Here is a 7,445-nt window from a genome sequence, read left to right on the forward strand (position 1 = left end):
GCTGCGCGACTACCTCAAGCGCGTCACCGGTGAACTGAGCGCGGCGCGCGAGCAGATCCGCCAGGTCGAGCTGAAGGAACGGGAGCCCATCGCCGTCGTGGCGATGAGCTGCCGCCTGCCCGGCGGCGTGACCGGCCCGGAGGACTTCTGGCGGCTGCTGGCCGACGGCGAGGAGGCCATCGGCCCCTTCCCCGACGACCGCGGCTGGGACCTGGGCCGGCTCTACGACCCCGACCCCGACAACCCGGGCACCGTGTACGCGAACGCCGGCGGATTCGTCGAGGCCGTCGGCGCGTTCGACGCCGGGTTCTTCGGCATCTCACCCCGCGAGGCCCTCGCCATGGACCCCCAGCAGCGACTGCTGCTGGAGGGCGCGTGGGAGGCGTTCGAGCGCGCCGGAATCACCCCCGAGTCGGTGAAGGACCGCACGGCGGGCGTCTACGTCGGCACCAACGGTCAGGACTACGCATCCCTGGTCACCGGCCGCAGCAGCACCGAGGGGCATGCCCTGACCGGCGGCGCGGCGAGCGTCCTCTCCGGCCGCATCGCCTACGCGCTGGGCCTCCAGGGGCCCGCCGTGACCGTCGACACCGCCTGCTCGTCCTCGCTGGTCGCGCTGCATCTGGCGGTGCAGGCGCTGCGCCGGGGCGAATGCTCCCTGGCGCTCGCGGGCGGGGCCACCGTCATGGCCACACCGAACCTGCTGGTCGAGTTCAGCCGGCAGCGCGGACTGTCGGCCGACGGGCGCTGCCGGGCGTTCTCCGAGGACGCGGACGGTACCGGATTCGCCGAGGGCAGCGGACTGCTGCTCCTGGAGCGGCTGAGCGACGCACGCCGCCACGGCCACCCGGTGCTCGCCCTGGTGCGCGGCACCGCCGTCAACCAGGACGGCGCGAGCAACGGCCTCACCGCCCCCAACGGCGCCGCGCAGCAGGCCGTGATCCGCGCCGCGCTCGCCAACGCCGGACTCGGCCCCGCGGACGTCGACGCCGTCGAGGCCCACGGCACCGGAACGCGGCTCGGCGACCCGATCGAGGCGCGCGCCCTGCTCGCCACGTACGGCACGGCCCGACCGGCCGAACGGCCCCTGTGGCTGGGCGGTGTGAAGTCGAACATCGGCCACACCCAGGCCGCCGCGGGGGTGGCCGGAGTGATCAAGATGGTGCAGGCTCTGCGCCACGGCGAGCTGCCCCGCACCCTGCACGCCGACGAGCCGAACTCGCACGTCGACTGGACCGCGGGCAGCGTGCGTCTGCTGACCGAGCCGGTGGCCTGGCCCGCGGGCGACCGTGCGCGCCGCGCCGGAATCTCGTCGTTCGGGATCAGCGGTACGAACGCCCACATCATCCTCGAAGGACCGGAATCCGTCCCGGCCGAGCCGGCCGACGCCCCCGAGGCACCACCGGTCGGCACCGGCCTCCCGGCGGTGCCGTGGCTGCTGTCCGGCCGCGACGAAGCGGCGGTCCGCGAGCAGGCCGCCCGCCTCGCCGCCCACCTGGACGCCCACCCCCGGACGCCGGTCGCCGACGTGGCCCGTTCACTGGCCACCACCCGTACCGCCTTCGACCACCGGGCGGCCGTGACCGGCGCCGACAGCGAGGAACTGCTCGCCGGCGTACGGGCGATCGCCGAGGCCGGACCCCTCCCCGACACGGTCGCGACGGGCACCGCCCCGGCCGGGAGAACGGCGCTGGTCTTCCCGGGACAGGGCACCCAGCGGGTCGGCATGGGCCGGGAGCTGTACCGGGACTTCCCCGTGTTCACGGCCGCCTTCGACGCGGTGTGCGACCGGCTCGACCCGCTCCTCGAACGCCCCCTGCGGGACGTGGTCTTCGCCGCCCCCGGCACCCCCGAGGCCGCGCTGCTCGACCAGACGGCGTTCACCCAGCCCGCCCTGTTCGCGGTCGAGGTCTCCCTCTTCCGGCTCGTCGAGTCGTGGGGCGTCACCGCCGACCACGTGCTCGGGCACTCCGTCGGCGAGCTGTCCGCCGCGCACGTCACCGGCGTGCTGTCCCTCGACGACGCCTGCACCCTGGTCGCGGCCCGCGGCCGGCTGATGCAGGCCCTGCCCACCGGCGGCGCGATGCTCGCCGTCAAGGCTTCCGAGTCCGAGGTGGCGCCGCTGCTCGCCGCACGCGCGCACGAGGCCGGACTCGCGGCGGTCAACGGACCGGAATCGGTGGTGGTGTCCGGCGCCGCCACGGCCGTCGACGAGATCGGCGCCCAGCTGGCCGCCCGCGGCGTCAAGACCCGGCGGCTCACCGTCTCGCACGCCTTCCACTCGCCGCTGATGGACCCGATGCTGGCCGAGTTCGCCTCGGTCGCGGGGACGATGACCTACGGTGCGCCGGCCCTCGGCCTCATCGGCAACGTGACGGGCCGACCGGCCGGCGACGAGGTGCGCACACCCGAGTACTGGGTCCGGCACGTACGCGAGGCCGTCCGTTTCGCCGACGGGGTACGGACGCTCCTGGAGGCGGGAGTGACCCGCTTCGTCGAACTCGGCCCCGACGGCACCGGCTCCGCGATGGTCGCGGACTGCCTGGCGGAGGCGGGCCCGGAGTCCGCCGTCACGGTGGTACCGCTGCTCCGCAAGGACCGCCCGGAGTCACGGACGCTGATCGACGCGGTCGCCCGCGCCCACACCCTCGGCGTCACCGTGGACTGGGAGCGTTTCTTCGCCGGTACGGGCGCCCGCCGGGTCGAACTCCCCACGTACCCCTTCCGCCGCACGGTCCACTGGCCCGAGCCGGCCGGTCCCACGCTGGACGCGGCCGCCCTGGGCCTGGAGGACCCGGCGCATCCGTGGCTCGCCGCCCGGACGGCCCTCGCCAACGGCTCCGGCCACGTCTTCACCGGCCGGCTGTCCCTGACCGATCAGCCCTGGCTGGCCGGCCACGCCGTGTTCGGCCAGGTCGTCCTGCCCGGCACCGGACTGCTCGAACTCGCCCTGGCCGCCGCGCACCGCTCGGACGCCGCCGGGATCGAGGACCTCACCCTCGTGGCGCCGCTCGTCCTGCCGCCCGCCTCCCCCGTCCACGTCCAGGTGTTCGTCGGAGCGGCCACCGGTCACGGGAACGACCGGCGACCGGTCACGATCCACAGCCGCCCGGAGGGTCAGGAGACCTGGGTCCTGCACGCGACCGGCGAGCTCGGCGGAGAACGGGACGACGCCACCCCCGCGCCGTTCGCCGCACTGCGCCGGTGGCCGGTCCCGGGCGCCCGCTCCGTCGGCACGGACGGTTTCTACGAGCGCTTCCGGGAGCAGGGCGTCGACTACGGCCCGGCATTCCTGGGGACCGCCGAACTGTGGAACCACGACGGCACGGCCTACGGCGTCGTACGGCTGCCCGAGGGGACCCCGGCCGACGCCTTCGGCATCCATCCCGCCCTGCTGGACGCGGCGCTCAACGTGATGAAGGCCGTGCCGGACGCCGACGAGGACACCGCCGGGGTCCTGCTGCCGTTCGCCTGGTCGGGCGTCGAGCTGTACGCCACCGGCGGCGGCGAACTGAGGGTGCGCGTCGACGTCGAGACCACGGACACGGGCCGCCGTCTCACGGTCCTGCTCGCCGACCCCACCGGCGCCCCCGTGGCCCGGATACGCGGTCTCGAGATGCGCCGGGCGAGCGCGGAACTGCTCAGGGCCGCCACCCACACCCGGATCGAGGACCTGTACCGGCTGGAACTCCAGCCGGTACCCGACTCCGCGCCGAGGTCCACCGGCCGACCCACCACCCTCGTCCTCGGCGGCACCGGCGGCCTCGCCGCCGTGCTCGGCGCCGAGACCCTGCCCGACGCGGACGCCCTCCTCGCCGCCCTCGACGGCGACGCCCAGGCACGGCAGCACATCGTCGTCGACGCCACGGGCGGAACCGGACACCCCGACGCGGCCGTCCACGAGACCGCCGGAGAGGCACTGCTCCTGCTGCGACGGCTCCTCGCCGAACCGCGCCTGGACGACGCCGAACTGACCTGGGTGAGCGGCACCGGACCGGACCGGAGCCCGGGGATCGGCCACGCGGCCCTGCGCGGTCTGCTCCGCGCCGCCCGGGCAGAGCACCCCGAGCGGTCCATCCGCCTGATCGAACTCGACGGGGCCGCCGATCCCTCGACCGCCCTGGCCGTACAGGGCGAACCGGAGCTCGTCGTACGCGACACCGGCCTCCTCGCCCCGCGCCTCGTCCGCGCCGACACGGACACGAACGGCCCGAATGACAGGATCTCGCCGAACGACGGGATCTCTCCGGACGACGGGGCTCCGCCGTCCGACGGGTCCTCGCTGCCCGACGCAGCCACGCTGTCCGACGAGGACGGAACCGTGCTCCTCACGGGCGGCACCGGCGACCTGGGCCGCGCCGTGGCCCGTCACCTCGTCGACGCCCACGGCGTACGCCGGCTGATCCTCGCCTCCCGGCGCGGCCCCGACGCCCCCGACGCCGCGGACCTCGTCCGCGAGCTGACCGGGGCGGGCGCGCTGAGCGTCCGTACCGTCGCCTGCGACGTGGCCGTCAAGGAAGACGTGGCCGCACTGCTCGCCACCGTGGATCCCGAACACCGGCTCACCGCCGTCGTCCACCTCGCCGGCGTCCTCGACGACGGCCTGGTCACGACACAGAGCCCCGAGCGCCTGGAGCGCGTCTTCGCGCCGAAGGTGCACGGCGCCCTGCACCTCGACGAGCTGACACGGGACCTGGACCTGAAGGCCTTCGTCCTCTTCTCCTCCGCGGCCGGTGTCCTCGGCACCGCGGGCCAGAGCACGTACGCCGCCGCCAACACGGTCCTGGACGCGCTCGCCGCACGACGAAGGAGCGAGGGCCGGCCCGCGACCAGCCTCGCCTGGGGCCTGTGGAGCCAGGACGGCAGCGGCATGACCGCACACCTCGGCCAGGCCGAGATCTCCCGCATGCGCCGACAGGGCATCGCCCCCATGACGGTCGCACACGGACTACGGCTGCTCGACGTGGCACTGCGCCGACCGGAGGCCACCCACGTGCCCATCCGGCTGGACCTGGCGGCCGTGGCCCGGCACCTCGACGACGGCGCGGAGGCGCCCGCGGTCCTGCGCTCGCTGGTCCGGCCGCGGCTCCGCAGGGCCGCCGAGGCGGCCGCGCCCTCCGACACGCTGCGGGAACGGCTGCTCCCCCTGACCCCGGAACGCAGGACCGAACTGGTGACCGGGATCGTGCTCCACGAGGTCGCCGTCGTGCTGGGACTCGACGGTGCCGGCGCCGTGGCCCCGAACCAGGTGCTCAAGGAACTGGGTCTCGACTCCCTGATGGCGGTGGAACTGCGGCGCCGCATCGCCGGCGCGGCCTCGGTGTCCCTGCCGTCCACGCTCGCCTTCGACTACCCCACCCCGGCCGCCGTCGCAGGCCTGGTCCTCGCCCGACTGGACCTCGCGGACACCGCCCGCCAGGACACACCGTCCGACGATCCGGCCTCCGTCCTCGGCTGGGTCCTCGACCAGGTCTCCCCGGACGACCTCCACCGCAGCGGTCTGCTCGAACTCCTGGTGGACCTCGCCCGGCGCACCCGTCCGCACACGACCGCGGAGAGCGGGGAGCGGCCCACGGCGGCCCGGACCGGCACCCCGCACACAGCACCCCGTCTTGAGGAACGGTCCGTCGACGACATCAACGCGGAGCTCGACGCCCTGCTCGCGTCGGTCGGCGACGAGGCCCCCTGACCGGCACGCGCACCCGCACCGTTCCCCATTCCGCCCAGAAAGGCTGATCGATGAGTATGACGTCCCCTGACCGGATGGAAGCGGCCCTGCCCGCGATTCGTCTGCTCCAGAAGCGAGCGGCCGACCTGGAGGCTCAGCGGACGGAGCCGATCGCCGTGGTGTCGATGGCCTGCCGTCTGCCCGGCGGCATCGACACCCCGGAGGCCTTCTGGGACCTGCTGTCCTCGGGCGGGGACGCGGTGGGCGGGCTGCCCAGGCGCTGGGACGGGCTCGACATCTACGACCCCGATCCTGAGGCGGTGGGCAAGAGCTACGCCCGCGAGGGCGGCTTCCTCGCCGACATCGAAGGGTTCGACGCCTCGTTCTTCGGGATCTCCCCGCGCGAGGCGCAGTCGATGGACCCGCAGCAGCGGATCGTCCTGGAGACCGCCTGGGAGGCCCTGGAACGAGCCGGCATCCGCCCGGACTCCCTCAACGAGAGCCGCACCGGCGTCTACCTGGGCACGATGGGCTCCGACTACGACGCCCTCGGCTCCCATGACCTGGAAGCCCTCGACGGCTATGTGAACTCGGGCAACGCGAGCAGTGTCGTCTCGGGCCGGGTGTCGTACTCGCTGGGCCTGCAGGGGCCCGCGGTCACCGTCGACACGGCCTGCTCGTCGTCCCTGGTCGCGCTGCACCTCGCCATCGCCGCACTCAGGACCCGGGAATGCGGACTCGCCCTGGCCGGCGGCGTCACGGTCATGTCGACGCCGGCGACGTTCGTGGAGTTCAGCCGTCTCAAGGGACTCTCCCCCGACGGCCGCTGCAGGAGCTTCTCCGCCGATGCCGACGGCGTGGGCTGGGCCGAGGGCGCCGGCATCCTGCTCCTCAAGCGCCTCTCGGATGCGGAGCGGGACGGCGACCGGGTGCTCGCGGTGATCCGTGGCTCGGCGGTGAACCAGGACGGCCGCAGCCAGGGCCTGACCGCTCCCAACGGGCCCTCGCAGCAGCGGGTCGTGCAGGACGCACTGGCAGCGGCGCGTCTCACCCCGGGGGACATCGACGCCGTCGAGGCGCACGGCACCGGCACCACGCTCGGCGATCCCATCGAGGCCGGCGCGCTCGCCGAGGTGTTCGGCCCGACCCGCGACACCGACCAGCCCCTCTATCTGGGTTCGTCGAAGTCGAACATCGGACACGCCCAGGCCGCGGCCGGCGTCGCCGGCGTCATCAAGATGGTCCTCGCCCTCCAGCACGAGCAGCTCCCCAAGACCCTCCACGCAGACGAGCCCAGCCCCCACATCGAGTGGGACGGCAGCGGTCTCCAGCTCCTCCACGACGGCCGGGACTGGAAGCGCGGGGACCGCGTCCGCCGGGCCGGTATCTCCTCGTTCGGCCTGAGCGGCACCAACGCGCACGTCATCCTCGAAGAAGCCCCGAAGACCGAGGCTGAGTCGGCTCCGGAGAACGCTTCGGACCAGCCTCTCCCTCTTCTGGTGTCCGGTCGTAGTGAGGCTGCGTTGCGTGCGCAGGCCGCCCGCTGGGCGGACTGGATCGAGGCCCGGCCCGAGACCCCGCTCGCCGAGATCACCACCACCGCCGCGCTGCACCGCACCCACTTCGACGTCCGCGCCGGAATCCTGGCCACCACCACCGAAGAAGCCATCACCGGCCTACGAGCACTCGCCGAAGGCCGGGAGCACGAGAACGTCGTCACCGGCACCGCCCGACCCGTCGGCAAGACCGTGTTCGTCTACCCCGGCCAGGGCAGCCA

Annotated in this window: 2 protein-coding genes; both read left to right on the top strand. The window is 74.1% G+C overall.

From position 1 onward, the window contains the following. The first annotated feature begins 1 nt into the window (after position 1). Positions 2-5,689 carry a type I polyketide synthase gene (locus tag ACZ4XX_RS35745; protein ID WP_468511989.1) on the top strand — a complete coding sequence of 1,896 codons (5,688 nt, stop codon included), beginning with the start codon at positions 2-4 and terminating at the stop codon, positions 5,687-5,689. A 101-nt stretch (positions 5,690-5,790) separates the two neighbouring features. Next, positions 5,791-7,445 (top strand): type I polyketide synthase (locus ACZ4XX_RS35750; RefSeq protein WP_468511990.1); only part of this gene is annotated, 1,655 nt, incomplete at its 3' end.

It is taken from the genome of Streptomyces sp. NPDC029956, assembly GCF_055574655.1.